Genomic DNA, 25532 nt, shown 5'->3' with positions numbered 1-25532 from the left:
CCGCCGGGCCCCACCCTCTCGACCCAGTACAGACCTCACGACACAGATCGCCAGGACGGTGCAGATGGACGACCACATCCTCGAGATGCGTCACATCACCAAGACGTTCCCCGGGGTGGCGGCGCTGCAGGACGTCTCGCTCGCCGTGCGCCGGGGGGAGATCCACGCCATCTGCGGCGAGAACGGCGCCGGCAAGTCCACCCTGATGAAGGTGTTGTCGGGCGTCTACCCGTCCGGCAGCTACGACGGCGAGATCCTCTTCGACGGCGCACCGGCGAACTTCCGTGGCATCCGGGACAGCGAGGACCGGGGCATCGTCATCATCCACCAGGAACTCGCCCTGGTGCCGTATCTGTCGATCGCCGAGAACATCTTCCTCGGCAACGAGCGCCGGGGGCGTACCGGCCTGATCGACTGGAACCGCACCAACGCCGAGGCCGCGGAACTGCTCGCCTCGGTCGGGCTGCCGGAGAACCCGGTGACCCCGGTGGTGCAGCTCGGCGTCGGCAAGCAGCAGCTTGTCGAGATCGCCAAGGCGATCTCGAAGAAGGTCCGGCTGCTCATCCTGGACGAACCGACCGCGGCGCTCAACGACATCGACTCGGCGCACCTGCTCGACCTGATGCGGCGGCTGCGCGACCAGGGCATCACCTGCATCATGATCTCGCACAAGCTCAACGAGATCACCGCCATCGCCGACTCGACCACCGTGCTGCGCGACGGCCGGACCGTGGAACGGCTGGAGATGGCCTCCGGCGAGGTGACCCAGGAGCGGATCATCCGCGGCATGGTCGGCCGCGACCTGGACAGCTTCTATCCCGACCGGGTCTCGTCGCCGGGCGCGGAGGTGCTGCGGATCGAGGACTGGTCGGTGCGGCATCCGACGCAGGACCGGCTGGTCGTCCAGAACGCCGCCCTGAACGTGCGCGCCGGCGAGGTGGTCGGCATCGCCGGGCTGATGGGCGCCGGACGGACCGAGCTGGCGATGAGCGTCTTCGGCCGGTCGTACGGCCGGGACATCTCCGGCCGGTTGTTCATGCACGGCCGCGAGGTCCGGGCGCGGTCCGTCGCGGAGGCGATCCGCAACGGCATCGCGTACGCCACCGAGGACCGCAAACGGTACGGCCTCAACCTGATCGACGACATCCGGCACAACGTCTCCGCCGCCGGACTGCGCAAGCTCGCCCGTCTCGGCTGGGTGCACGACAACGAGGAGACCAAGGTCGCCGAGACCAGCCGGCGCGACATGCACATCAAGGCGCCGAGCGTGATGTCGGCGGTGGGCAAGCTCTCCGGCGGCAACCAGCAGAAGGTCGTGCTGTCGAAGTGGCTGTTCACCGACCCGGACGTGTTGATCCTGGACGAGCCGACGCGGGGCATCGACGTCGGCGCGAAGTTCGAGATCTACACCATCGTCAACCAGTTGGTCGCCGCCGGTAAGGCGGTCATCATCATCAGCTCGGAGCTGCCCGAGCTGCTCGGCATGTGCGACCGCGTCTACACGATGTCGGCGGGGCGGATCACCGGCATGGTGCCGGTCGGCGAGGCCACCCAGGAGAAGCTGATGGAACTCATGGCGAAGGACAAGGAAACCGTCGGATGACCAGCACCAAGCCCTCCTCGGTGTCGAAGGGCCCGTCGACCGAGAGCGCTCCCGCCGCCGCGCTGCACGTGGGCAGCAGCGACCCCCGTACGCTCATCATGAACAACCTGCGACAGAGCGGCATCTTCGTCGCCCTCGTCGTCATCGTCGCCCTCTTCGCGTTCCTCACCGACGGACTCTCGCTGAGCCCGGGCAACATCACCAACATCGTCCTCCAGTATTCGTACATCCTGGTGCTCGCGATCGGCATGGTCATCGTGATCATCGGCGGGCACATCGACCTGTCGGTCGGCTCGGTGGTCGCGTTGACCGGCGCGGTCTCCGCCGTGGTGGTGATCCGGGAGGGTCAACCCTGGTGGATGGGGGTGGTGGCCGCGCTGGTGGTCGGCCTGGCGGTCGGCGCGTGGCACGGCTTCTGGGTCGCGTACGTCGGCATCCCCGCCTTCATCGTGACCCTGGCCGGCATGCTGCTGTTCCGCGGTCTGACCCTGCGGGTGCTGGACAACATCTCGCTGTCGCCGTTCCCGGCCGAGTACAACAGGATCGCCGCCGGCTTCCTCAACGGACTCATCGGCGGTGACGGGTACGACGCCTTCACCCTGCTCATCGGCGCCATCGCGGTGGCCGGTTACGTGGTGAGCTGCTTCCGGACCCGGGTGGCGCGGATCCGCTACCAGCAGCCGGTCGAGTCGTTCGCGCTGTTCGTCGCGCGGATGGCGCTGGTCGGTGCGGTGGTCATGTACTTCGCCTGGCAGCTCGCGCAGGCCCGGGGCCTGCCCATCGTGCTGATCATCCTGGCCGCGCTGGTGCTGGTCTACGGGATGCTCACCCGGCGGACGGTCTTCGGCCGGCAGGTGTACGCCATCGGCGGCAACCTGCCCGCGGCGATGCTGTCCGGCGTCAAGGTGAAGACCGTCAACTTCTGGATCTTCGTCAACATGGGCTTCCTGTCGGCGGTGGCCGGCATCATCTTCTCCTCGCGGTCCAACGGCGCACAGCCCGCCGCCGGCAACATGTTCGAGCTCGACGCGATCGCGGCGGCCTTCATCGGCGGCGCCGCCGTCACCGGCGGCGTCGGCACGGTCGTCGGCGCGATGGTCGGTGGCCTGATCATGGCCGTGATGAGCAACGGCATGCAGTTGATGGGTGTGGACCAGTCGATGCAGTCGGTGGTGAAGGGCCTGGTGCTGCTCGTCGCCGTCGCCTTCGACGTCTACAACAAGCGGCGGGCGGGCGCGACCCGCTAGGGGTGTCGGTTCGGCCCGCGCTTGACGTCGTCCCACTGCTTGGACACACTCCCTCCGGTCGGCCGTACGCACCGTCGCTGAAGCCGGAGGTCGGGTTGGTCCAGGAGGAGATCCGTCGGCGCAACGCCGGTACGCTGCTGCGGCACGTGCACCTGGACGGCCCGACGTCCCGCGCCGGGCTGGCCGAGCGGATGGGCCTCAACCGCAGCACCATCATGGCGTTGACCACCGGGTTGAGCCGGGTGGGCCTGGTCCACGAGGAACCGCCGACCGACACCGGCCGCGCGGGCCGTCCCTCGCTGATGGTCCGACCCTCGGCCGACCGGTTCTATGTGCTGGCCTTCGACGTGGCGGTGGACCGGCTGGTGGCGGCGCGGGTCGGCCTGGGCGGGGCGATCCTGGACCGACGCGAGGCGGTACGCCCACGGGCCGGGCCGGACCTGCACCGCGTGGTGGCGGTGCTGGCCCGGTTCGGCCGCCAGTTGCACCGTGCCGCGCCGCCGCGGGCGCGATGCGTGGGCATCGGTGCCTCGTACTGCGGGATGATCCGGCCCGGCGACGGGATGGTCCGCTTCGGACCGGACCTGGGCTGGGTGGACCAGGACTTCGGTGCGGAACTCGGCCGCCGTCTCGGGCTCGGCCTGCCGGTCGCGGTCGGCAACGAGGCCCATCTCGGCGCCCAGGCCGAGCAGTGGCGCGGCGCGGGTGTCGGCTTCGACAACCTGATCTACCTGCACGGTGACGTGGGTGTCGGTGGCGGCATCATCGTCGGTGGCCGGCTGCTCGGCGGCCACGGCGGTTACGGCTGCGAGCTGGGGCACATGGTGGTGAACCCGTACGACGGGCGGCCGTGCGGCTGCGGCTCGTCCGGGTGCCTGGAGGCGGAGGTGGGCGAGCGGGCCCTGCTCGACGTCGCGGGCCGTCCCGCCGAGACGTTCGGTCGTGCGGCGATCCGGTCGGTCGCCGACGACGCCGATCGCGGTGACCCGGCCGCGCGGGAGGCGTTCCGGCGGATCGGGGACTGGCTCGGCATCGGCGTGGCCAACCTGATCAACCTGTTCAACCCGGGCATGGTCGTCTTCGGCGGGATGCTGTGCGACGTGTACCCGGGTGCGGCGGCCCAGGTGCGCAGCCGGATCGCCCGTAACGTGCTGCCGGTGGCGCGGGAGAGCGTGCGCCTGCGTACTGCCGCGCTCGGTGACGACGCGACGTTGGTGGGTGCCGCCGAACTCGGGTTCGCCCCACTGCTCGACGACCCGTTGGGCGTGCTCACGTCGGGTGGCGCCGCCGGTCGCTGTGCCACACCGACCACGGCCCGCCGGGAGCCGCCCGCCCGCTGCGTCTGAACGCCTGGCCTGACTCCCGCACGCCGACGCTGCGTCTCGCGCGTCGGGGCGTACCCGTCGAGGTGTGGACGCCGGGCGCGGCGGACCGGGCGGGTGTCGGGGCACCCGCCCGGCCCGTCACCCGGTCGTGCCGGGCGACGGGTCCGCGTCGATGCTCCGGGTCAGGCCCGGCTCCACCGTTGGTTGGCGGCGGTGTGGCAGTTCCAGACCAGCACCGTGGTGCCGTTCGCGGTGCCGTTGTTGTTCACGTCCAGGCAGAGGTTCGGGAACCGCACGCTGCTGATCGTGCCGTTGCCGTTGAAGGTCCACTGCTGGTTGGTGCCCCCGTTGCAGTCCCAGATCTGCACCGGGCTGCCGGCGGTGGCGGTGGTGGAGACGTCCAGGCACTTGCCGAGCACCTGGAGGGTCTGACCGTTCTGGGTGAAGCTCTGGTTGCTGTTGTTGTGGCAGTCCCAGATCAGCGTGGCCGTGCCGTTGGCGGTGCCGCCGTTGTTGACGTCGAGGCACCGGCCGGAGGACTCGCTGCGCAGCCGGAAGGTGGTCGGCGGGTTGGTCGTCCCGCCGCCGCTGACCCGGAAGACCGCCGTGCCGTGCGCCGGGACGCTGGCGGAGATCGTGCCGGTGCTGGTCGAGGTGCCGTTGGTCCAGGCGTCGCGGAGCGTGAACGAGCTGCCGGACTTGCCGATCGCCGCCGCCGTGGTGGACACGGTGGTGGTGGACGAGCCCTGGTTGAGCAGGGCCACCGCGACGTCGCCGTTGGCCAGCCGCTTGGCCAGCACCCGGCGGGTGCCGTCGTTGGACACCTGCACGGCCTGGAGGGCGAGCGGATCCTGGTTGATCGCGATGAGCTGCTGGTTGCGCAGGATGGCCAGGGTCGCCGCGTTGGCGTTGCGGATGTCGTTGCCGGCGATCAACGGCGAGGCCATGATCGACCAGAGCGCGAAGTGGCTGCGCATCTCGGTGTCGTTCATGCCCCCGTTGCCGACCACCATCATGTCCTGGTCGTTGAAGGCGCCCGGTGCGGCGTACGGGGCGAGGGGCACGGTGACGTTGATGATGTTCTGCACGCCCATCGGGTAGCCGTTGGTCTGCCCGGTGTTCCACGAGTTGGTGATGTCCTCGGTGGTCCGCCACATGTTGGCGATGTCGCCCCAGTTGCGCTGCGGGCCGGTCTTCTCGTGGATGCTGTTCGGGTTGATGCTGTAGACGATCGGCCGGCCGGTGGCGGCCAGCGCGTCACGCATCAGAGCGAACCCGGCCACCTGGTCGTTGATGGTGCCCCAGGGCGAACACCAGTCGTACTTGAGGAAGTCCACGCCCCAGGCGGCGAACTGGCGGGCGTCCTGGTATTCGTGTCCGAGGCTGCCGGTGGAGCCCGGCCACGCGCCGAAGTACTGGGCGCAAGTCTTCTCCCGGGGCACCTGGTAGATCCCGAAGAGCAGACCCCGGGCGTGCAGGTAGTCGCCGAGGGCCTTCATGCCGCTGGGGAACCGGCCGGCGTGGGCCTGGAGGTTGCCCTGAGCGTCGCGGTTCGGGTCGAACCAGCAGTCGTCGACGACGACGTACTTGTAGCCGAGGTCGCGCATCCCGGTGGAGACGATCGCGTCAGCCATCTGATGGATCAGCGCCTCGTTGATGTTGCACCCGAACGTGTTCCAGGTGTTCCAGCCCATCGGTGGGGTACGGGCCACCCCGTTGTTGAGCGCCTGGGCGGGTTTCGGCGAGTGGAGCCCGTCGACGACGACGGCCGTGAACGCCAACATCAGGACGCTCAGGACGGCCAACCATCGTGGTCGTGCGCGCATGCGGATCTCCTTCAAGGTCAGGGGGCAACAGGTGTCGTTCGTCGATGACCGACCACGAGGTGCCCGTGCGGTGATGGGGCGGTGCGGGGTGCCTGGTGCGTCGTCGGGCGGGCGCACCGGTGGTGGCAGGGCAGCGGCCGGGCGAGGGTGCGCCGGTGACCGGCGGCGGTGGGCCCGTTCGCCGTCGGCCGTGGCCGCATGGAGTCCTCAGCCGGCCACGCTCAGCATCGATGTCGCGAATGTTATCGCTGACATTCAATTCTGTAAATCACTGTGCGGGGTGGTCGAGGGTGGGTCGGGCGGGCTTGCGGGAGGGCGGTCCGGCGTGACCCGAATGACTGTGCACGTCAGTGAGGGGTGGTGCGGTGTGATCGAGGCGGGGATCGGCATGATCGAGGGCGTCGCCAACACCTCGCCTTGATCGTCTGATGAATCGGTGATGTTAACGCTCATCTCGGGGTCCATCGAACGGGCCGGTTCCCGGGGCTGGACGGTCCCGGGTCGTCTCTCGGACGGCTGCCGGGTGTCGGCCTCCGGGTGCCGTCCACGATGCCCGGTGCGCGTACGGATGTGCGCAGCTCGCACGGGAGGGTCCGGCCCGTGCGAGCGGATGGTCGGCGGGTCGGCGGGAGGTGTGCGGCGTGACGGCCACCGTACGTGCCGGTCGGTTTCGGCTGGGTCGTCTCGGCAAGCGCTCCGAGCAGGCCGAAGAGGCTTGCGAGGGGTGCCGGTGCCGCGTCGTCCCGCCCTCCGGTACGGCCTGCCGCGCGCCCCGCGTCGGCGTGCTCGGCGTCCGGTCCCGTGCGGGTCGCCGCGCCGATCGGCCGGACACGTGGTGACCTGGGGCGGGGGCACCGTCGCCCGGCATCCTTCGGTAGCCTGTTGACGGCGGTCTATTTCTCGGTGTACTCCGTTACGGAGCTGTTGCCGGCAGGTGTCTTGACGGCGCAGGATGTGAGCGTTAACACTGAGGTCCGTCATCGGCCGGAGGTGAAGATGAGCGGAGTGGACGAAGCAGGCGACCGGTACGTCGTCGGCGTCGACTACGGCACCCTGTCGGGACGGGCCCTGGTGGTCCGGGTCCGCGACGGTGCCGAGTTGGGGACTGCGGTGCACGAGTACCGCAGGGCGGTCATCAGCACCGCCCTACCGGACGGCGGCACTCCGCTGCCGCCCGACTGGGCGTTGCAGGACCCCGAGGACTACCGCGACGTGCTGCGCCACGCCGTGCCGGCGGCGGTGACCGCCGCCGGGATCGACCCGGCCGACGTGGTCGGCATCGGCATCGACTTCACCGCCTGCACGGTGCTACCGACGCTCGCCGACGGCACGCCGCTGTGCGAGGTGCCGGAGCTGCGTCAGCGCCCGCACGCCTGGGTCAAGCTCTGGAAGCACCACGCCGCGCAGCCGCACGCCGACCGGATCAACGCGCTTGCCCACCAGCGGGGCGAACCCTGGATCGGCCGCTACGGCGGCAAGATCTCGGCCGAGTGGCAGTTCGCCAAGGGCCTGCAGATCCTGGAGGAGGACCCGGAGGTCTACCGCCGGGCCGAGCGCTTCGTCGAGGCCGCCGACTGGATCGTGTGGCAACTGTGCGGCGTCGAGACCCGCAACGTCTGCACCGCCGGTTACAAGGGCATCCTCCAGGACGGCAACTACCCGTCGGTGGACTACCTGACCGCGCTGAACCCCGGCTTCGGCGACTTCGTGGCCAAGCTGGACGGTCCGCTGATGCCGCTGGGCGCGAAGGCGGGCGGGCTCACCGCCACCGCCGCGGCCTGGACCGGGCTGCCGGAGGGCGTCGCGGTCGCCGTCGGCAACGTCGACGCGCACGTGACCGCGGCCTCCGCCCAGGCGATCGAGCCGGGCCGGCTGGTGGCCATCATGGGCACCTCGACCTGCCACGTGGTCAACGGCACGGCTCCGGCCGAGGTGGCCGGCATGTGCGGGGTCGTCGACGGTGGCATCAGCGACGGCGCGTGGGGCTACGAGGCCGGGCAGAGCGGGGTCGGCGACATCTTCGGATGGTTCGTCGACCACGCCGCCCCGGCCGGGCTCGACTCGCACGAGCGGCTCACCGAGCTGGCCGCCGCCCAGCCGGTCGGTGCCCACGGACTGGTCGCGCTGGACTGGTGGAACGGCAACCGGTCGCTGCTGGTCAACCACGACCTGAGCGGGATGATCGTCGGCCTGACCCTGGCCACCCGGCCGGAGGACATCTACCGCGCGCTGCTCGAATCGACCGCGTACGGCACCAGGATGATCGTCGAGGCGTTCGTCGACGCGGGTGTCCCCGTCCACGATCTGGTGATCGCCGGTGGACTCACCTCGAACAAGCTGCTCATGCAGATCTACGCCGACGTCACCAACCGACCGCTGGGCATCATCGGCTCGGCCCAGGGCCCGGCGCTCGGCTCGGCGATCCACGCGGCCGTCGCCGCCGGTGCGTACCCCTCGATCACGGCGGCGGCGCAGGTCATGGGCCGCGTGCACGAGGCCGTCTACCAACCGGACCCGGAGCGGGTGCGCGCCTACGACGCCCTCTACGCCGAGTACCGCGCGCTGCACGACCACTTCGGTCGGGGCGCCAACGACGTGATGCTGCGCCTACGGGCGATCCGCAACGCGGCGGTCGAGTCGACCGGGGCGCCGCAGGAGACGGTGGAGGTGCCGGCATGAGCGACGACCTGACCGCACTGGTGACCGAGTTGCGCGCCAGCGTCGCCCGGCTGCACGGCGAGCTGACCCGCTACGGGTTGGTCGCCTGGACGGCCGGCAACGTCTCCGCCCGCGTACCGGGCCACGACCTCATGGTCATCAAGCCCAGCGGCGTCGACTACGACGACCTCTCGGCCGAGAACATGGTGCTCTGCGACCTGGACGGCGTACCCGTCGAGGGAGAGCTGTCGCCCTCCAGCGACACCGCGGCGCACGCGTACGTCTACCGTGCCATGCCCGAGGTGGGCGGCGTCGTGCACACCCACAGCACGTACGCCACCGCCTGGGCGGCGCGCGGCGAGTCGATCCCCTGCCACCTCACCGCGCAGGCCGACGAGTTCGGCGGGGAGATCCCGGTGGGCCCGTTCGCGCTGATCGGCGGCGACGACATCGGCAAGGGCATCGTCAGCACGCTGACCGGGCACCGATCGCCCGCGGTGCTGATGCGCAACCACGGCGTCTTCACCATCGGGCGCAACGCCCGGTCCGCGGTCAAGGCCGCGGTGATGTGCGAGGACGTCGCCCGGACCGCGCACCTGGCGCGTGCTCTCGGGCAACCGGTGCCGATGGCGCAGGCCGACATCGACGCGCTCTACGACCGCTACCAGAACGTCTACGGACAACGCCCCTCGCCTCCGGCGAGCTCCTGACCGATCGCGGGTCCCGGCGACCCGCGATCTGATTCGCACCACCCGCACAGGATCCGCACCACCGACTCAGGCCGCCCGTGCAGCACGGCGGGCGGCGTGGACAACCGCACCCACTCGAGGAGATCCGATGAGGAACATGCGAATGCCGATGGCGCGTCGTCGCGCCATCGCGGTCGCCGCCGCCGTGCTGCTCGCCGGCAGCGTGGCGGCCTGCGGTAACAGCGACACCGGTGGCGACGCCGGTGGTGACGACGGCAAGCTCGTCCTGGGCTTCTCCCAGGTCGGCGCGGAGAGCGGCTGGCGGACCGCCAACACCAACTCCATCAAGGAGTCGGCGGCGGAGGCGGGCATCGAGCTGAAGTTCGACGACGCCCAGCAGAAGCAGGAAAACCAGATCAAGGCCATCCGCAACTACATCCAGCAGAAGGTCGACGTGATCGCCTTCTCGCCGGTGGTGGAGTCGGGCTGGGACACGGTGCTCAAGGAGGCCAAGGACGCCGGCATTCCGGTCATCCTGACCGACCGCGCGGTGGACTCGGCGGACACGTCGCTGTACAAGACCTTCCTCGGCTCGGACTTCGTCAAGGAGGGCCGGCTCTCCGGTGAGTGGCTGGTCGAGGAGAAGAAGGCCGCAAGCGGCGACGTGAACATCGTCGAGCTCCAGGGCACCACCGGCTCCGCGCCGGCCAACGACCGCAAGAAGGGCTTCGCCGAGGCGATCGCCGCCGACCCCAAGCTCAAGGTCATCGCCTCCCAGTCGGGTGACTTCACCCGGGCCGGCGGCAAGCAGGTCATGGAGCAGTTCCTGAAGGCCCACCCGAAGATCGACGTGCTCTTCGCGCACAACGACGACATGGGTCTGGGTGCCCTCGAAGCGATCACCGCGGCCGGCAAGGTGCCCGGCCAGGACATCACCATCATCACCATCGACGCGGTCAAGGACGGCATGCAGGCCCTGGCCGACGGCAAGTTCAACTTCATCGCGGAGTGCAGCCCGCTGCTCGGCCCACAGCTGATGGACCTGGCCAAGAAGGTCAAGGCGGGTGAGGAGGTGCCGCCGCGGATCGAGACCGAGGAGACCACCTTCACCCAGGAGCAGGCCAAGGAGGCCCTGCCCAACCGCAAGTACTGATCGACGCCCGGGGTCGCCGCGTGACGTGGCGGCCCCGCCGCGTCGCCCATTTCCCGACGGACTGGGCGCCTGGCCCGCCACCCCCGTGCCACGTCCGCCCGGTCGGCCCCTCGGCTGACCGGGCGGACGCCACGGGGGCTCCGTGGCCCTTCCCTCCAGCGAGAACCCAGAAGAGGATCTGATGGGATGACGGATAGCCGTCCGGTCCTGACGATGACCGGGATCAGCAAGTCCTTTCCCGGGGTGCGTGCACTCCACAACGTCGACTTCCGGCTCTACCCCGGCGAGGTGCACGCCCTGATGGGCGAGAACGGCGCCGGCAAGTCGACCCTGATCAAGGTGTTGACCGGCGTCTACGGCATCGACGAGGGCACCATCACGCTCGACGGCGAGCAGGTCGCCTTCAACGGGCCGATGCAGGCCGCCTCGGCCGGCGTCAGCACCGTCTACCAGGAGGTCAATCTCTGCCCCAACCTCTCGGTGGCGGAGAACATCTTCATCGGCCGGGAGCCGCGTCGCTTCGGCGCCGTCCGCTGGGGCGAGGTCCGGCGGCGGGCCCGGGCGCTGCTGGCCCGCCTGGAGCTCGACATCGACGTCTCCGCGCCGGTCGCGAGTTTCTCGTTGGCCGTGCAGCAGATGGTGGCGATCGCCCGGGCGATCGACGTGCAGGCCCGGGTGCTCATCCTCGACGAGCCGACGTCCAGCCTGGACGCCGGGGAGGTGGCACAGCTCTTCCGGATCATGCGGCAACTGCGCGACGAGGGCATCGCGATCCTCTTCGTCACCCACTTCCTCGACCAGGTGTACGGGATCGCCGACCGGATCACCGTGCTGCGCAACGGCACGCTGGTGGGGGAGTACCCGACCGCCGAGCTGCCGCAGCTCGCGCTCGTGGAGAAGATGATCGGCAAAGAACTCGACGTCCTCGAACGCATCGAGGAGCACCCCCGACGGGAACTGGCGGTCCTGGAGGGCGGCACGCCCTTCGTCGAGGTGTCCGACCTCGGGCGCAAGGGTGCGGTCGCCCCGTTCAGCCTGACCATCCACGCCGGAGAGGTGGTCGGCCTGGCCGGTCTGCTCGGCTCCGGCCGTACCGAGGTGGCCCGGCTGCTGTTCGGCGCGGACCGTGCCGACCGGGGCCAGGTGGCGGTCAGCGGCAAGGCGTCCGGCCTGCGCAACCCGGTGCAGGCCATCGACCACGGCATCGGCTTCTGCTCGGAGAACCGCCGCGCGGAGGGGATCATCGGTGACCTGTCGGTCCGGGAGAACATGATCCTGGCCATGCAGGCGGCCCGGGGCTGGCTGCGGCCCATCCCGCGCCGTCGACAGGACGAACTGGTCGACAAGTACATCAAGGCGTTGAGCATCCGGCCGCCCAACCCCGAGGTGCCGGTCCGCAACCTCTCCGGCGGCAACCAGCAGAAGGTGCTGCTGGCCCGGTGGCTGATCACCGAGCCCCGGCTGCTCATCCTGGACGAACCGACCCGGGGCATCGACATCGGCGCCAAGGCGGAGATCCAGAAGCTGGTCGTTCAGCTCTCCGACGGTGGGATGGCGGTGCTGTTCATCTCCGCCGAGTTGGAGGAGGTGCTGCGACTCAGCCACAAGATCGCGGTCATGCGGGACCGGGAGATGGTCGCGCACCTGACCAACGACGACACGGTGGACGCCGACCGGGTCATGCAGACCATTGCCAGCGGCACCCCCGGGGAGGGGACAGAGTCATGAGCGAACGGATCCGGCCCCTGCTCGGGCACCGGCTGTTCTGGCCGATCGCCGTCCTGGTGGTGATGCTGGCGGCGAACACGGTCTACCGCCCCGGCTTCCTGTCGATCGAGATGAACAACGGCCACCTGTACGGCACCCCGATCGACATCCTCCGGCTGAGCGCACCGCTGATCCTGGTCGCGCTCGGCATGACCCTGGTCATCTCCACCGGCGGCATCGACCTGTCGGTCGGGTCGATCTGCGCCATCAGCGGTGCGATCGCCTGCCTGCACATCAGTCAGGCGCCGGACCAGAACAGCTTCGTCACGGTGGCGACCGCGCTGGCGATGGCGCTCGGGGTGGCGCTGGTCCTCGGTGCCTGGAACGGCGTACTGGTCTCGGTGATCGGTATTCAGCCGATCATCGCCACGCTGATCCTGATGGTGGCCGGTCGCGGGCTGGCGCAGTTGATCACCGAGGGTCAGATCATCACGATCAACTCCGGGCCGTACCGGGCGATCGGGTTGGGTCACTTCCTCACCCTGCCGTTGGCGATCTTCATCGCGCTCGGAGCGGCGCTGCTGGTCGCGGCCTTCACCCGCCGTACCGCGCTCGGCATGATCATCGAGTCGGTGGGCGGCAACCGGGAGGCCAGCCGGTTGGCCGGTATCCGGTCGGGCCGGATCGTCTTCCTGGTCTACGTGGTCAGCGCGGCCTGCGCGGCGGTCGCCGGCTTCATGATGACGGCCAACGTGTCCAGTGCCGACGGCAACGCCGCCGGCCTCTGGGTGGAGCTGGACGCCATCCTCGCGGTCGTCATCGGGGGCACCGCGCTGGCCGGCGGGCGGTTCTATCTCAGCGGCACCATCCTCGGCGCGCTGATCATCCAGACGCTCACCACCACGGTGTACGCCATGAACATCTCGCCGCAGACGGCGTTGCTGTTCAAGGCGGTCGTCGTGATCGCGGTCTGCCTCATCCAGGCCCCGGCGTTCCGCGCCACGTTCAACCGCCGCAAGCGCGGCACCCCACCCCCGCCGGCCCCGACGCCGCAGCGCCAGAAGGAGGAGGTGACGGCATGAGCGAGCAGAGCGAGCGAATCATCAGGCGCGGTGCAATGAGGTCTCATGGCGGCACGCAGCGAAGCGGAGTGACGGCATGAGCGAGCGGATGCGAGCGAATCATCGGTTCAGTGCGGTGGAGCCTCATGGCGGCACGCAGCGAAGCGGAGTGACGGCATGAGCAGTACGTCGTTGACCACCGGGCCGAGTTGGGCGCGGCTGCCCCGGCGGCACGTGCCGGTGCTGGCCACGCTGGCCCTGCTGCTGGTCATGTACGCCATCGGCGTGTCCCAGTACCGTGCCTTCTCCAACATCCAGGTCATCTTCAACGTCTTCATCGACAACGGTTTCCTCCTCGTCGTCGCGGTGGGGATGACCTTCGTGATCCTCACCGGCGGCATCGACCTCTCCGTGGGGTCGGTGGTCGCGATGACCGCGATGGTCTCGGCGTGGCTGCTCGAGGCGGGTCTGCCCGCGTTGCCGGTGCTGGTCATCGCGTTGCTCATCGGGCCGACGCTCGGGTTCCTGATGGGCTGTGCGATCCATTTCTTCGACATCCAGCCGTTCATCGTCACGCTCGCCGGGATGTTCTTCGCCCGGGGCATGTGTACGTTCATCAGTGACTCGTCGATCCGGATCACCGACGGTTTCTGGACCACGATGGCGCAGCACCGGATCGGCGATCCGGGCGGCAACTTCGTCTCGGTGAGCGTGCTGGTCGCCTTCGCGGTGGTGCTCGTCGGCGCGTACGTGCTGGCGTACACCCGGTTGGGGCGCAACGTGTACGCGATCGGCGGCAACCCGCAGTCGGCGCTGCTGATGGGGCTGCCGGTGGGGCGTACCCGGATCGCGGTCTACACGATCAGCGGCCTGTGCTCGGCGATCGGCGGGATCCTGCTCTCGTTCTACACGCTCTCCGGGGCGCCGCTGATCGGGATCGGGATGGAGCTCGACGTAATCGCGGCCGTGGTGATCGGTGGCACGGTGCTCACCGGCGGATCGGGGTATGTCTTCGGCACGGTGCTCGGTGTGCTGGTGCTCGGCGTGATCCAGACGCTGATCACTTTCGACGGTAGCCTCAACTCCTGGTGGACCAAGATCGTAATTGGCGGCCTGCTCTTCGCGTTCATCCTGCTCCAGCGCCTCATCGGCATCCGCTACAAGTGACCGCCCCTCTCGCGGAAGGCAACTCCCATGGCAACGCATCCTGAACCCGAGGTCTGGTTCCTCACCGGAAGCCAGGCGATGTACGGCGAGGACACCCTCCGGCAGGTGGCCGAGCAGTCCCGTCAGATCGCCGCCCTGCTCGACGACTCGCCGCACATCCCGGCCCGGGTGGTCTGGAAGCCGGTGCTGACCACCAGCGCGGACATCCTGGAGGTCTGCCGGGACGCCGCGGTGCAGGGTGCGGTCGGGGTCATCGCGTGGATGCACACCTTCTCGCCCGCGAAGATGTGGATCTCGGGTCTGGACGCGCTGCGTACCCCGTTGCTGCACCTGCACACGCAGGCCAACGTCCGGCTGCCGTGGGACGAGATCGACATGGACTTCATGAACCTGAACCAGGCCGCGCACGGCGACCGGGAGTTCGGCTTCATCCAGACCCGGCTCGGGGTGGCCCGCAAGACCGTCGCCGGCCACGTCAGCGATCCTCGCGTGGTCACCCGCGTCGGCTCGTGGACCCGGGCGGCGATCGGCTGGTCGGCGATGCGTTCGCTGCGTCTGGCGCGCTTCGGCGACAACATGCGCGACGTCGCGGTGACCGAGGGGGACAAGGTCGAGGCGGAGCTGCGCTTCGGCGTCTCGGTGAACACCTACGGGGTCAACGACCTGGTGCGGGTGGTCGACGAGGTCGCCGACGCGCAGATCGACGACCTGGTCAAGGAGTACGACGACACCTTCCGGGTCGCCGCCGAGCTGCGGCCCGGCGGTGAGCGGCACGACTCGCTGCGGTACGCCGCACGGCTGGAACTGGGCATGCGGACCTTCCTGGACGCGGGTGGGTTCCGGGCCTTCACCACCAACTTCGAGGACCTCGGCGGGCTGCGTCAACTGCCCGGCATCGCGGTGCAGCGGCTGATGGCCGACGGCTACGGCTTCGGTGGCGAGGGCGACTGGAAGACCTCGGTGCTGGTCCACACGCTCAAGGCGATGTCGGCCGGCGCGCAGGGCGGCACCTCGTTCATGGAGGACTACACCTACGACCTGACGCCGGGCGAGGAGCTGATCCTCGGCGCGCACATGCTGGAGGTGTGCCCCACGATCGCGGCGGACAAGCCGAACGTGGAGATCCACCCGTTGAGCATCGGCGGTCGCGAGGACCCGGTCCGGTTGGTCTTCGACGCCGAGCCGGGACCGGCGGTGGTGCTCGGCCTGGCGGACATGGGGGAGCGGTTCCGGCTGGTCGCCAACGAGGTGGACGTGGTACCCCCGCCGCAGCCGCTGCGCCGGTTGCCGGTGGCCCGGGCGGTCTGGCGGCCCCGTCCGCACCTGGCCGGCTCGGCCGAGGCATGGATCACCGCCGGCGCCCCGCACCACACCGTGCTCTCGCACGCGGTGGGGGTGGAGGAGCTGCACGACCTCGCCGAGATGAGCCGTACCGAGCTGGTCGTCATCGACGCGAACACCGAGTCTCGCCGGTTTGCCGACGAGTTGCGCTGGAACCAGGCGTACTACCGCCTCGCCCGGGGCTTCTGACCTCGGCACCCACGGTGCGTCGGTGCCGCCCGTCCGACGGGCGGCACCGACGCACGCGCCCGGGTCCCCGCATCCCCCGTGGCGCGGGTCGGGTCTAGGTGCGTGCCATCGTGTCCGCCGCCTCGGACAGGACGCGCCGCATGGTCTCGCTGCCGGTGTGCCCCGCGTCCCCGACGACGTGCAGGCGTGCCTCGGGCCACGCCTGCGCGATCTCCCACGGTGTGATCGCCGGTCCGCTCACGTCGTTACGACCGTGCACCAGCACACCCGGGATGCCGGCCAGCTTCGGAACGTTGCGCAGGATCTCGCCGTCGGCCAGGAACGCGCCGTTGCCGAAGTAGTGCGCGCAGATCCGGGTCATGGTGAGCCGCTGTCGCAGCTCCCCGGCGGAGTACTGGCCGGGTCTGCCGTTGCTCTCCTCGGAGATCAGCGCGTCCTCCCACGCGCACCATTCCTCGGCCGCCCGTTCGCGTACCGCCGGGTCCGGGTCGGCGAGGAGTTGGCCGTAGCGCAGCAGGACCGGTTCGATCGGTGGTTGGCTGTCGGTCGGCAGCGCGTAGCCCGGCAGGCCCGCGTGGGCGACGAATCGTTGCCACGCCTCGGGGAAGAACCGCCCGCCGCCCCGGTACAGCCAGTCCACCTCGGACCGTCGGGTCATGGTCACCGCGACGAGCACCATGCCGCGTACCCGGTCGGGATGGTGCGTCGCGTACGCCAGCGCGAGCGTCGCGCCCCACGAGCCGCCGTACACCACCCAGCGGGCGATGCCGAGGTGCTCGCGCAACCGCTCGATGTCGGCGACGAGATGGGCGGTGGTGTTGGCGCGCAGATCGGTGCTCGGGTCGGCCGCCGACGGGGTGCTGCGCCCGCAGTTGCGCTGGTCGAAGAGCACGACGCGGAACCGCTCCGGGGCGAGCGCCCGTCGGTGCCGGGTCGTGCTGCCGCTGCCGGGACCACCGTGCAGGACGACGGCGGGGACGCCCTCGGGGTTGCCACTGACCTCCCAGTAGACCTGGTTGCCGTCGCCGACGTCGAGCATCCCGGTGTCGTACGGCTCGATCATGGTGCGCTCCTCACGATATGACAGCGCTGTTACAGTATCCGCCATGGCAACCCCCGATCCCGGGCCCGGCGTCCTCGGCACGAGACTCGCGACGCTCATGGAGCTGCTCGACGGCGGCATCGGCCAGGTGTACGCCGAGATCGGCCTTCCCGGTCTGCGCGCGCGGTTCGCGCCGGTGCTCCTGGTGGTGGCCGACGACGGGCCGTGCTCGATCCGGGCCGTCGCGACCGCGATCGACGTGACCCATTCGGCGGCCAGCCAGACGGTCGCCGCGATGGCGCGTGCCGGGCTCGTGGAGACGATCCCCGGCCGCGACGCGCGCACCAGGATGGTCACGCTCACCGACGAGGGGCGGCGGGTCCTGCCGGCGTTGCGGGCCGAGGTCGCCGCCACCACCACGGCGACCCGCGAGCTGGAGACCGAGCTGTCGATGCCGTTGCACGTGCTCGTGGACGAGGCGCTGGCCGCGCTCGCCCGACGCCCGATGCGCGATCGGATCATCGCCGCCGACCCTGGCCTGCTCGGTGTTCGGGGCGGGGACGCCGGGACGGGCGGTCGCCGCCCGGGCGGCCCGCCGGACCCGCCGCCTCGACGGTGATCGGCTCCATCCCTGCCGCCACACCGCCCGGCGTGGACGACACCTCCGCGCCGCCCCGTCGGGCGGCGTCCTCGTCGTGTCCGGGTGCGTGATCCGGCCCCGCGCAAGTCGTCGGTGTTACGTCTTGACTAAGGATCTGTTATCGCTCACAGTCGATAGTGAAGACGGACGATATCTGCGGCCGACCGGGCCAGGCGCGTTCCGCTTCGTAGTAAACGATCACGACGCCGCACGTGGGCACGGCGGCGGTTGTTAGCGATCACACCACGCGGGACGCATCTACCCCGCGACCGTCCCCTGTGGTCGCTCCACTCTCTTCTCCCAAGGAGGATCATGGGTACCTTCGAGGTCCCCCGCATCGTTCCGCGTCGGCTTGGGTGGTTGTCCCGGGCCGTCGCGGCGGTGGCGGCGGTCGTGGTGGGCGGCACGCTGGTGGCGGTGGCACCCTCGCCGGCAGCGGCGGCGACGGTCGACACCAACGCGTGGTACGTGCTGGTCAACCGCAACAGCGGCAAGGCGTTGGACGTCTACAACCTGGCCACGAACGACGGCGCGCGGATCACCCAGTGGACGCGCAACAACGGCAACCAGCAGCAGTGGCAGTTCGTCGACTCCGGTGGCGGCTACTACCGGCTGAAGTCCCGGCACTCGGGCAAGGTGCTCGACGTCTACAACTTCTCCACCGCCAACGGCGCGTCCATCGTGCAGTGGACCGACGGCAACGGCACCAACCAGCAGTTCCGGCTCGCCGACTCCGACGGCGGGTACGTCCGCCTGATCAACCGCAACAGCAACAAGGCGGTGGAGGTGCAGAACGCCTCCACCGCCGACGGCGGCAACATCGTCCAGTACGACGACTGGGGCGGCACCAACCAGCAGTGGCAACTGGTCCGCGTCGGTGACACCGGCAACCCGGGCACCCCCGGCGGCAACTTCACCAACCCGGTGGTCTGGCAGGACTTCGCCGACGTCGACATCATCCGGGTCGGCGACGTCTACTACATGTCCGCCTCGACCATGCACTACTCGCCGGGCGCGCCGGTGCTGCGCTCGTACGACCTGGTGAACTGGGAGTTCGCCGGACACTCGGTGCCCCGGCTGGACTTCGGCACCAAGTACGACCTGCCCAGCGGGCAACACGCGTACGTCAACGGGATCTGGGCCTCGACGCTCAACTACCGGCCCAGCAACCGGACGTACTACTGGGCCGGGTGCATCGACTTCGCCCAGACCCACATCTACACCGCCTCCGCCGTGGACGGCACCTGGAGTCGGCACGCCACCATCCCCAACTGCTACTACGACGCCGGCATGTTGATCGACGACAACGACACCATGTACGTCGCGTACGGCAACGGCACCATCAGCGTGGCGCAGCTCTCCGCCGACGGGCGCTCCCAGGTGCGGGCCCAGCAGGTCTACCAGACGCCGTCGAGCATCGGCACGCTGGAGGGGGCGCGCTTCTACAAGCGCAACGGCGCCTACTACATCTGGCTGACCCGTCCGGCCAACGGCCAGTACGTGCTCAAGTCGACCAACGGTCCGTTCGGCCCGTACGAGCAGCGGCAGGTGCTGCTCAACATGCAGGGGCCGATCTCCGGCGGCGGCGTACCGCACCAGGGCGGACTGGTCCAGACCCAGAACGGCGCCTGGTACTACATGGCGTTCACCGACGCGTACCCGGGCGGCCGGATGCCGACGCTCGCGCCGATCACCTGGACCGCCGACGGCTGGCCGCAGGTGCAGACCGTCAACGGCGCCTGGGGCGTGAACTACCCCAACCCGCTGCCGCTGCGGCCGGTCAAGCCGCTCACCGGAGTGGACACGTTCGCCGGCACCCAGCTCGGCGTGCAGTGGGAGTGGAACCACAACCCCGACACCAGCCGGTTCTCGGTGAACAACGGACTGCGCCTGCAGACCGCCACCGTCACCAACGACCTCTACCGGGCCCGCAACACGGTCACGCACCGTATCCAGGGTCCGACCTCGACCGCGACGGTCGAGCTGGACTACTCCACCATGCGCGACGGGGACCGCACCGGCCTGGCCATGCTGCGGGACTCCTCGGCCTGGATCGGTGTCCGGCGCGACAACGGGGCCACCCGGGTGGTGATGACCAACGGCCTGACCATGGGCAACAACTGGAGCACCACCAGCACCGGCACCGAGATCGCCAGTGCTGCGGTGTCCGGCGGTCGGATCTGGCTACGGGCCAACGCCGATATCAGACCCGGCTCCGGGCGGCAGGCGCGCTTCTCGTACAGCACCGACGGGGTCACCTTCGTCCCGCTGGGCAACGCCCTGACGCTCAACAACAACTGGACGTTCTTCATGGGGTACCGGTTCGGCATCTTCAACTTCGCCACCAGCGCCCTTGGTGGTGCGGTGACGGTGCGACGCTTCGAGTTGGCCACGCCCTGACCTCGATGTCACGGCGCCCTCGGGGCGGGTGCGGCGCGAACCTCCGACCGCGCCGCCCGCCGGTACGGACGGTCACCGCGCTCCGGTGACCGAGGGGTGGTGCCCGGCGACCGGCCGGGCACCACCCGCGTCCCGGCACGGACACCATGCGCGATCCCGGTGTACGCCGTCGACCGCGGAGCCTCGGCGCGACGCCAATTCGGCCGCACGGCCTGGCAACGATCGGGATCGGCGCTGACGTAGACTGTGCGTGATCGAGCGCTCTCCACTCGGACGGCACGGGCCGGTGTGGGTACCGCGAGAGGGGATCTTTGTACCCTAGCCGTTCCAGTCAGCGTCGACCGGTCGCGGCGCCGACCGACATGCGGGGAGTCTGAGATGGCCGTACGCGATCCTGCGATGACGGACGTGGCTCGCCTCGCTGGTGTCTCGCACCAGACGGTGTCACGAGTGCTCAACGGCCACCCGAACGTCCGCGAACAGACCCGGCTGCGGGTCCAGGCGGCCATCGCCGAGCTCGGTTACCGCCCCAACCGGGCGGCGCGCGCGTTGGTCACCGGTCGTTCGCAGGTGATCGGCGTGGTCGCCCAGAACACCACCCTCTACGGTCCGGCATCGTTGCTCACCGCGCTGGAACAGGTCGCCGCCGAGTCCGGCTTCGCGGTCAGCGTGGGCAGCGTCCGCGACCTCGACCACCGGTCCATCTCGGCTGCGGTGGAGCGGCACCTGGCCCACCGGGTCGCCGGCATCGTGGTGATCGCGCCGGTGGAGTCGGCCGGCGAGGCGCTGGAGCGCCTGCCGAAGGACGTCCCACTGGTCACCGTCGACGGGGATCCGCGCCGACCGATGCCACTGGTGACGGTGGACCAGGCCGCCGGTGCCCGGGCCGCCACCCAGCACCTGCTCGACGCCGGGCACCGCACGGTGTGGCACGTCTCCGGTCCGTCCGACTGGTTCGACAGCGCGGGCCGGATCGAGGGCTGGCGGGAGGCGCTGCTCGCGGCCGGGGCGGAGATCCCGCCGCTGGTGCCCGCCGACTGGTCCGCTGCGGCCGGTTACCGCTGCGGGCAGATGCTGGCCCGGATGCCCGACGTCACCGCCGTCTTCACCGCCAACGACCACCTCGCGCTCGGGGTGCTGCGGGCGCTGCACGAGCACGGTCGCCGGGTGCCGGACGACATCAGCGTGGTCGGCTTCGACGACGTGCCGGAGGCCGCGTACTTCATCCCGCCGCTGACCACCGTGCGACCGGACTTCGACGCGGTGGCCCGGGCCAGCCTGGAGATGCTGCTGACCCAGATCGAGTCGGCCAGCGGGGGAGCGTTGCGCGAGACGGTCGCGCCGACCCTGGTCTCCCGGCAGAGCGTGGGTCGGCCGCCGGTCCGCTGAGGCGGCCCGGCCCGCATCCCTCGGCGACGGGCAGGGCCCGGCCCGGCGATGCCGGACCGGACCCGCCGCCGGTGGGCGGTCAGCTCGCCGTGCAGGTCGGGGTGCCGGACGGACCCGTTCCGGTGCCCTGGAAACCGAACTCGGTATTGCCACCGGCACCGAGTTGGCCGTTGTAGCTCACGTTGGCGAAGTTCACCGTGCCACTGCTGCCGCTGGCCTGGGCGTTCCAGGTGCCGGTGACCGCGGTCCCGCCGGGCAGCGCGACCCGCACCGTCCAGCCACGGATCGCCGAGTTGCCGGCGGTGACCTTGACGGTGGCCACGAAGCCGCCGTTCCACGAGTTCAGCGACACCGACGCGGTGCATCCGCCACCGGTCGGCGGGGGCGCGGTGGTGGTGGGCGGCGGGGTGGTCGGGTTCGGTCCGCTGACGCTGTTCAGCGCGTTGAGCACCGACTGGTACGCCGCCTTCTTGTTGCCGTTGGCGTCGAACAGCAGCGGGTTCTCGTTGCGCCGCCACGAGTCGCTGTCCCGTACGCCCCACACGGTGATGCCGGTGCACCGGGCCACCGCCAGGCAGGCGCGGGTGACCCGCTCGTAGATGCTCGCCTGGTTGGACCCCTGGGCGACGTCCAACTCGGTGATCTGCACGTCCACGCCGAGGTCGGCGAAGCGTTGCAGGTTGGCCTGGTAGTCACCGGCCAGCGTGGTGCCCAGGTGGGACTGGAAGCCCACGCAGTCGATCGGCACGCCACGGGCCTTGAAGTCGCGCACCATGTTGTAGATGCCGGTCGACTTCGCGTTGATCCCGTCGGTGTTGTAGTCGTTGTAGCAGAGCTTGGCGCCCGGGTCGGCGGCCCGCGCGGTCCGGAACGCGACCTCGATCCAGTCGTTGCCGGTGCGCTGGAGGTTGGAGTCACGCCGACCGCCGCCACCGCCGTCGGCGAACGCCTCGTTCACCACGTCCCACGAGTGGATCTGGCCCCGGAAGTGACCGGCGACCCGGGTGATGTGGTTGGTCATCGCGTTGCGCAGCGCGGTGCCGGAGAGGTTCTGCGCCCATCCCGGCTGCTGGGCGTGCCAGACCAGCGCGTGCCCGCGTACCGACATGCCGTTGGCCCGGGCGTGGGCGACGAGCCGGTCCCCGCCGGTGAAGTTGAAGCCGTTCTGCTGGGGTTCGGTGGCGTCCCACTTCATCTCGTTCTCGGCCACGATGGAGTTGAACTCGCGGTTGAGGATCGTGGTGTGCTGGCTGTTGGAGAACATGAACGAGCTGGTGGCGGCGCCGAAGTAGCGTCCGCTCTGGGCAGCGGCGGCGCCGAGCGTGCTGGCGGCGGCGTTGGCGGCGGGAACGACGAGCATGGTCGAGGCGAGCAGCGCGGTGCCCGCCGCGAGGGACAGCAGCAGGACGCGCGGCCGGATGGCCGGACCTCTGCCGTCGGTGGATCTGCGATTCATGACAGACCTCTCGTGGTGGTGGTCGGTACGCCCCTCGGCCCCAGGGCGAGTGGCGAGGAACACCCGGGGGCGGCCATGGCACGGCCCGTCGGGTGCTGGGGCGATCGGTGGAGTTCGTGCGGGCGCGGTGACCCGGCCGTGGTGAACGGGATCCGGTGCCGCCTGTGGTCGGGGCGGCTCGGACGGCCGACGCGCTGCGCCTTGTCGGCGGGCCCGGACAGGTCACCGGCGGGTGCGATCGTCGGTCGGCGTGCCCTGCCGGCCGGTTCGGTGACCTCGAAGGAGCGTGCCCTGCACCCCTCGACCGGAAGTTAGCATGTTATCGATAACACGCTCAAGTGACCGCGGTAAATATGCTCTGGTCGCCTGGTCGGGCACCCCGTCGCCCCGGTGGTCGGCGGGTGCCGGTGGGCACGAGCACAACGAGTGGGCCCGGTGTCGCGGGCGCGGGTGGCGCGCCCGCGGCACCGGGCCGCGTACTCGGTGACGGCCGGTCGCCGTCGGGTGTGGATCAGATCCGGATGCCACCGCCGGTCGACGTCGTGGCACCCGCGTCGGGGCCCGGTCGTCGGCCGGCGTCGCTCACTGGCAGCCGAGCCCGTTGAGGGTGAAGCCGGTGGGTGGGTTGTTGGTGCCGCTGTGGGTGGCCTGGAAACCGAAGCTGACGCTCTGGTTGCCGGCGATCGTGGCGTTCCAGGCGACGTTGCGTGCGGTCGCCTGGCTGCCGCTCTGGGTCACCGTGGCGTTCCACGCGCTGGTGACCTGCTGGCCGTTCGGCCAGGTCCACTGCAACGTCCAGCCGTTGACCGGGTTCGGGGTGTTGTTGGTGACGGTCACCGTGGCGACGAGACCGTTGTTCCACGAGTCGGTCGAGTACTGCACCCGGCAGGTCGTGGTGCCCGGCGGCGGGGTGGTGGGCGGGGGAGTCGTGGGCGGAGGCGTGGTCGGCGGCGGCGTGGTGGGCGGCGGCGTGGTCGGCGGCGGGGTGGAGGTCAGGCCGAAGAAGTCGATGGCGACCCGGGCCATGCCCGTCGACGGCAGCGTGTGCCCGGCGCCCTGGATGCTGTACGCCTCGACCTGCACGGTGCCGGCGGAGTTGGCGAACCGGCGACGGTTCCAGTTGGCCTGCGGGGTGTCCGAGGACGTCGGCGTCTGGCTCAATCCGAAGACGTTGGTCCACTGCTCGACCCCCTCCTGCAGGAGTTGGAACGGGATGAGCGTGTCGTTGGTGCCGTGCCAGAGCTGGATGCGGGGGCGCGGACCGCTGTAGCCGGGGTACGCCTGCCGTACCGCGTCGCCCCACTGCTGCGGGGTGCGGTCCATCCGGCCGTTGACGCACTGGCTGTTGGTGGGCGGGAAGTCGGCGGCGTTGGCGAAGCAGTTGAACGGCACGCCCATGAAGGCCGCGCCGGCCTTGAAGACGTCCGGGTAGAGGGCGAGCAGGGCCTGGGTGGCCATGCCGCCGGAGGAACTGCCGGTGGCGTAGACCCGCTGCGGGTCGCCGCCGTACTGGCGTTGGGCGTAACCGACCATGGACATGATGGAGACCGGGTCGCTGCCCCCGTCGCGGCGCTTGGAGGCCGCTGACCACACGTCGAAGCAGTTGCCGAAGCCGGCCTGCTGGGTCGCGGTGGGGTAGATGACCAGGAAGCCGTACTGGTCGGCGAGCCGGGCGAACTCGCTGCTGGAGTAGAAGCCGGTGCCGGAACCGCCGCACCCGTGCATGGCGACCACGATCGCCGGGTTGGCGGGTCGGTTGTCCGGCGCGTAGATGTGCATGCGCATGTTGCCCGGGTTGTTGCCGAAGCTGGTCACCTCGACCAGCGACGCGGCGACGGCCGGTGACGGGGACAGGGCCACGCCCGCCACGGCGAGAAGTAACGCGGTGGCCAGGGATGCCAGCAGCCCCGCTCTCGTTCGGGTCATGTTCACCTCCGGTGGTAGGGGCGACGCCGGAATCCGGGCACGGTGGACGTCGGGGTCAGCCGACATCGACCGGGGACGGGGGCCGGGCGTCGCGATGCGGGAGGTGCTGCCCTGCGGAGGGGATCCGCTCACCTCGCCGTGACGATGACACTTTCGTGCCGATTCGCGGCTCGCGCGCAAGCCAAAGTATGGAGTCGCGCCGAGAGGGCCAGCAACACGATGGCATTGATCGATATTTTCGGTCGGCCGCTGCTCGGGTGGCCGTGGTGACACCCTCCGCCCCCAGGGCTTCCGGGGGTGCCGCCACGGGCGCGAAACACGCTAGCAACACGAGGGGCGTCGATGTTAACGTTCGCAGGACTGTCGATGTGCGGACGTGGCGGCGATCGAGCGCCGTCGTGTGATCGCCAACATCGGTCCAGCCCGCCGGTCTGACCCGCCGTCGTCGGGCGAGTCGCCGCGTCGGGGTATTGATGTGATGTATCCATTCCGCTGACCCGATGCTCGGCCGCAGATTCCTGCCGATAGCCCGATATCAACGCAGATCTAGGCGTTGACGCTGCGCGCCGGAAACGAATAACGTCTGATGTCTAGGCCGTCTTCGTCCCGAACCACCCGAGGGGCGTCCGCACCTGCCCGCTGTGGACGTCACCGCCGCCCGATCGCATCTGTTCCGCCGGTCGTCCGTCGCCGCGCCCGGTGGTCGCGGTGCC

At 70.0% G+C, this 25532-nt stretch carries 17 protein-coding genes; 13 read left to right on the top strand and 4 right to left on the bottom strand.

All coding sequences use genetic code 11. The features are described 5' to 3' along the window. Window positions 1-64: 64 nt before the first annotated feature. The 3 genes from mmsA to ACQVFL_RS16190 all read left to right on the top strand — a co-directional run bounded on the left by mmsA (window position 65) and on the right by ACQVFL_RS16190 (window position 4196). Complete coding sequence (gene mmsA, locus ACQVFL_RS16200; protein ID WP_431726868.1) at window positions 65-1603, top strand: multiple monosaccharide ABC transporter ATP-binding protein; 1539 nt, start codon at window positions 65-67, stop codon at window positions 1601-1603. After that, window positions 1600-2850 (top strand): multiple monosaccharide ABC transporter permease, encoded by a 1251-nt coding sequence (gene mmsB, locus ACQVFL_RS16195; RefSeq protein ID WP_396698538.1) that lies wholly within the window; start codon window positions 1600-1602, stop codon window positions 2848-2850. The genes mmsA and mmsB overlap by 4 nt, the downstream gene beginning before the upstream one ends. Window positions 2851-2945: 95 nt before the next feature. Continuing rightward, window positions 2946-4196: an ROK family protein gene (locus tag ACQVFL_RS16190; RefSeq protein ID WP_396698541.1), complete on the top strand. Its 1251-nt coding sequence runs from the start codon at window positions 2946-2948 to the stop codon at window positions 4194-4196. Between the two features lie 161 nt (window positions 4197-4357). On the opposite strand, the gene ACQVFL_RS16185 is transcribed toward ACQVFL_RS16190, so the two are convergent. After that, the gene (locus tag ACQVFL_RS16185; RefSeq protein WP_396698543.1) at window positions 4358-6001 is read right to left on the bottom strand and encodes a glycoside hydrolase family 27 protein; all 1644 of its coding nucleotides are present in this window, start codon (window positions 5999-6001) and stop codon (window positions 4358-4360) included. A 996-nt stretch (window positions 6002-6997) separates the two neighbouring features. On the opposite strand from ACQVFL_RS16185, the gene araB reads away from it, so the two are divergent. The 7 genes from araB (at window position 6998) to araA (ending at window position 15966) form a co-directional block, all read left to right on the top strand. Further along, window positions 6998-8680: a ribulokinase gene (gene araB / locus ACQVFL_RS16180; protein WP_396698545.1), complete on the top strand. Its 1683-nt coding sequence runs from the start codon at window positions 6998-7000 to the stop codon at window positions 8678-8680. Next, entirely contained in the window at window positions 8677-9369 is a 693-nt protein-coding gene (locus ACQVFL_RS16175; RefSeq protein WP_396698547.1) for an L-ribulose-5-phosphate 4-epimerase, read from the top strand. The genes araB and ACQVFL_RS16175 overlap by 4 nt, the downstream gene beginning before the upstream one ends. Before the next feature lie 127 nt (window positions 9370-9496). After that, window positions 9497-10501 carry an ABC transporter substrate-binding protein gene (locus tag ACQVFL_RS16170; protein WP_396698549.1) on the top strand — a complete coding sequence of 335 codons (1005 nt, stop codon included), beginning with the start codon at window positions 9497-9499 and terminating at the stop codon, window positions 10499-10501. Window positions 10502-10687: 186 nt separating this feature from the next. Continuing rightward, entirely contained in the window at window positions 10688-12229 is a 1542-nt protein-coding gene (locus tag ACQVFL_RS16165; RefSeq protein WP_396698551.1) for a sugar ABC transporter ATP-binding protein, read from the top strand. Beyond that, window positions 12226-13290, top strand: coding sequence for an ABC transporter permease (locus ACQVFL_RS16160; RefSeq protein WP_431726867.1), 1065 nt, complete (start codon window positions 12226-12228; stop codon window positions 13288-13290). Before ACQVFL_RS16165 ends, ACQVFL_RS16160 begins: the two co-directional genes overlap by 4 nt. Before the next feature lie 156 nt (window positions 13291-13446). Continuing rightward, on the top strand, window positions 13447-14436 hold the full coding sequence (gene yjfF, locus ACQVFL_RS16155; protein WP_396698555.1) for a galactofuranose ABC transporter, permease protein YjfF: 990 nt from the start codon (window positions 13447-13449) through the stop codon (window positions 14434-14436). A 27-nt stretch (window positions 14437-14463) separates the two neighbouring features. Then, window positions 14464-15966: an L-arabinose isomerase gene (araA, locus tag ACQVFL_RS16150; RefSeq protein ID WP_396698557.1), complete on the top strand. Its 1503-nt coding sequence runs from the start codon at window positions 14464-14466 to the stop codon at window positions 15964-15966. 94 nt (window positions 15967-16060) lie between these two features. Here araA and pip read toward each other — a convergent pair whose 3' ends face one another. Then, on the bottom strand, window positions 16061-17029 hold the full coding sequence (pip, locus tag ACQVFL_RS16145; protein WP_431726866.1) for a prolyl aminopeptidase: 969 nt from the start codon (window positions 17027-17029) through the stop codon (window positions 16061-16063). A gap of 43 nt (window positions 17030-17072) precedes the next feature. Between pip and ACQVFL_RS16140 the strand changes: the two genes are divergently transcribed. The 3 genes from ACQVFL_RS16140 to ACQVFL_RS16130 all read left to right on the top strand — a co-directional run bounded on the left by ACQVFL_RS16140 (window position 17073) and on the right by ACQVFL_RS16130 (window position 21437). Next, window positions 17073-17627: a MarR family winged helix-turn-helix transcriptional regulator gene (locus ACQVFL_RS16140; RefSeq protein ID WP_396695836.1), complete on the top strand. Its 555-nt coding sequence runs from the start codon at window positions 17073-17075 to the stop codon at window positions 17625-17627. 333 nt (window positions 17628-17960) lie between these two features. After that, complete coding sequence (locus ACQVFL_RS16135; protein WP_431726865.1) at window positions 17961-20048, top strand: family 43 glycosylhydrolase; 2088 nt, start codon at window positions 17961-17963, stop codon at window positions 20046-20048. 399 nt (window positions 20049-20447) lie between these two features. Next, entirely contained in the window at window positions 20448-21437 is a 990-nt protein-coding gene (locus ACQVFL_RS16130; RefSeq protein WP_396695832.1) for a LacI family DNA-binding transcriptional regulator, read from the top strand. Window positions 21438-21516: 79 nt separating this feature from the next. Here the strand turns inward: ACQVFL_RS16130 and ACQVFL_RS16125 are convergent, their stop codons facing one another. Together ACQVFL_RS16125 and ACQVFL_RS16120 are read right to left on the bottom strand one after the other, a co-directional pair. After that, the gene (locus ACQVFL_RS16125) at window positions 21517-22893 is read right to left on the bottom strand and encodes an endo-1,4-beta-xylanase (RefSeq protein ID WP_431726864.1); all 1377 of its coding nucleotides are present in this window, start codon (window positions 22891-22893) and stop codon (window positions 21517-21519) included. A gap of 582 nt (window positions 22894-23475) precedes the next feature. Then, window positions 23476-24819 (bottom strand): extracellular catalytic domain type 1 short-chain-length polyhydroxyalkanoate depolymerase, encoded by a 1344-nt coding sequence (locus ACQVFL_RS16120; protein ID WP_431726863.1) that lies wholly within the window; start codon window positions 24817-24819, stop codon window positions 23476-23478. Window positions 24820-25532: the final 713 nt, after the last annotated feature.

The organism is Verrucosispora sp. TAA-831 (genome assembly GCF_050780145.1).
Classification (GTDB): domain Bacteria; phylum Actinomycetota; class Actinomycetes; order Mycobacteriales; family Micromonosporaceae; genus Micromonospora.
The sequence above is the reverse complement of the archived record's forward strand: the minus strand, read 5'-3'. Positions and strand labels throughout refer to the sequence as shown.